A 2244-nucleotide genomic window follows, 5' to 3' on the forward strand; every position below is an offset into this window, starting at 1 on the left:
CGCCGCAGGCGCCCCTCGGCGCCGGGCGCGAGGTCGTCCACACGGCGCGGCTCCGGGTCAGGGCCGGTGACGTGGACGCCTCGGCCACCAAGGCCAAGCAGCTGGTCACGGCGGCGGGCGGCTACGTCGAGCGGGAGTCGACGTCGAGCGACCCGGCCCGCTCCGAGATCGCCCTGAAGATCCCCGCCCCCCGCTACACCGACCTGCTGAACCAGCTCAGCACGCAGCTCGGGACCAAGCTCTCGCTGACCCAGGAGGCCGAGGACGTCACGGGCGAGGTCGCGGACGTGGAGGCCCGGGTCCGCTCCGCCGAGGCGACGCTCGTGTCGTTCCGCAAGCTGCTCGAACGGGCGAACTCCGTCAGCGAGATCATCAACATCGAGCAGGAGATCGCGCAGCGGGAGTCGGACCTGGAGGCGCTGCAGGCGCGCGAGAAGTCGCTCAAGAACCGCACCCGGTTCGCGACCGTGACCGTCACGCTGGTGACCGATCCCGCGCCGCCGAAGGAGAAGGACGACGACGGCGGCTTCGTGGACGCGCTCGGCGACGGCTGGAACGCCTTCGCCGCGTTCGTCGGCGGCGCCGCGGTCCTGTTCGCCTGGCTCCTGCCGTTCCTCGTGCTTGCCGCGGTGATCGCCCTGCCCGTGGTCGCGTTCCGGCACCGCCTGCGCGAGCGGTTCGGGATCGGCTCCCGCCCGTCGGCGCCCCGCAGGCCGGGCCCGCCGCCCATGCCGGAGAACGTCGCTACCGGTTCCAGGCAGTCAGGGCCGGAGTCCCCGGAGGGGCCTCCGCCGCCCGTCTAGAGCGTGTCGTCGGTGCTCGCCTCGTGGACGAGGTCCGCGAGGCGGGCCAGCACGTCCGGGTCCGTGGACGGCAGCACGCCGTGCCCCAGGTTGAAGATGTGGCCCTCGGCGGTGCGGCCGCGGGCGAGCACGTCCCGGGCCCGGTGCTCCACGGTCTCCCACGGGGCGAACAGGATCGCCGGGTCGAGGTTGCCCTGCAGGGCCTTGCCGTGCGGGACGCGGCTGACGGCCTCGTCCAGCGGCACCCGCCAGTCGACGCCGACGACGTCCGCGCCCGCCTCGCCCATCGGGCCGAGCAGCTCGCCCGTCCCGACGCCGAAGTGGATGCGCGGGACGCCGAGCGGCCCGATCTCGGCGAAGATGCGGCGGGTGTGCGGCAGCACGGACTCGCGGTAGTCGTGCGCGGCGACCGCGCCCACCCACGAGTCGAACAGCTGCACGGCGCTCGCCCCGGCCGCGACCTGCACCTTCAGGAACGCGATCGTGAGGTCGGCGAGCCGGGCCATCAGGTCGGCCCACAGCTCGGGCTCGCCGTACATCAGGGCCTTGGTGCGCTCGTGGTTCTTGGACGGCCCGCCCTCGATCAGGTACGAGGCGAGCGTGAACGGGCCTCCGGCGAAGCCGATCAGCGGGGTGGACCCGAGCTCCCCGACCAGGCCCTCGACGGCCTCGGTCACGTACGGGACGTCGTCCGGCACGAGCGGCCGCAGCGCCGCCACGCCGGACGCGTCCCGGATCGGGTCGGCGATGACCGGGCCCACGCCCGGCTTGATGTCGAGGTCCACGCCGATCGCCTTGAGCGGCACCATGATGTCGCTGAAGAAGATCGCCGCGTCGACCGCGTACCGGCGCACCGGCTGCAGGGTGATCTCGACGATCATGTCGGGGCGGGCGCAGGACTCCAGCATCGGGACGCCCTCGCGGACGCGCAGGTACTCGGGCAGCGAACGTCCGGCCTGCCGCATGAACCACACGGGCGTGTGCGGCACCGGACGCCGGCGGCATGCCAGCAGGAAGGGGCTCTCGGTCACGGTGCTGTCGGTCACCGTGCGATCGTCCCATGAAAAAACGGTGAGAAAGCACGGGAACGGCCCCGGGACCGGCACGAACTTCCGGACACGCCGAGCGAAGTCCCGCATTCTGTCACCCGCGCGTGCGAACGTGATGCGTGTCATAGCCGAGGGAGGTCCCCCTTGTACTGCTCCACCTGCGGTGATGAACGTATGTTCGAGCAGCCGCCGTGTCCGGACGGTCATGGCGAGGAGTGCCCCGAGCGGGCCTGCGTGGAGTGCGGCGCGGCCGTGCTGGTCGGCTCGCCGCTGACCGCGCCCGGCGCCGCCGGGTTCCCCGCCGCCCCCGCGCCCGGCCTGGCAGCCCTGGCGTCCGGCGCGCACGCCGGCCGCCCCGCCACCGTGCGGGCCGTGGCCTGACCGGCCCGCAC

At 73.4% G+C, this 2244-nt stretch carries 3 protein-coding genes; 2 read left to right on the plus strand and 1 reads right to left on the minus strand.

From position 1 onward, the window contains the following. A partial coding sequence (locus tag ETD83_RS41350; protein WP_138650689.1) for a DUF4349 domain-containing protein occupies positions 1 to 803 on the plus strand: 803 nt, incomplete at its 5' end. Here the strand turns inward: ETD83_RS41350 and hemE are convergent. After that, complete coding sequence (hemE, locus tag ETD83_RS41355; protein WP_268920547.1) at positions 800 to 1834, minus strand: uroporphyrinogen decarboxylase; 1035 nt, start codon at positions 1832 to 1834, stop codon at positions 800 to 802. The two genes, ETD83_RS41350 and hemE, sit on opposite strands and share 4 nt — an antisense overlap. A 192-nt stretch (positions 1835 to 2026) precedes the next feature. Between hemE and ETD83_RS41360 the strand changes: the two genes are divergently transcribed. Then, positions 2027 to 2233: a hypothetical protein gene (locus tag ETD83_RS41360; protein WP_138650691.1), complete on the plus strand. Its 207-nt coding sequence runs from the start codon at positions 2027 to 2029 to the stop codon at positions 2231 to 2233. Positions 2234 to 2244 lie beyond the last annotated feature (11 nt).

It is taken from the genome of Actinomadura soli (assembly GCF_005889715.1).
Taxonomy (GTDB): Bacteria; Actinomycetota; Actinomycetes; order Streptosporangiales; family Streptosporangiaceae; genus Spirillospora; species Spirillospora soli.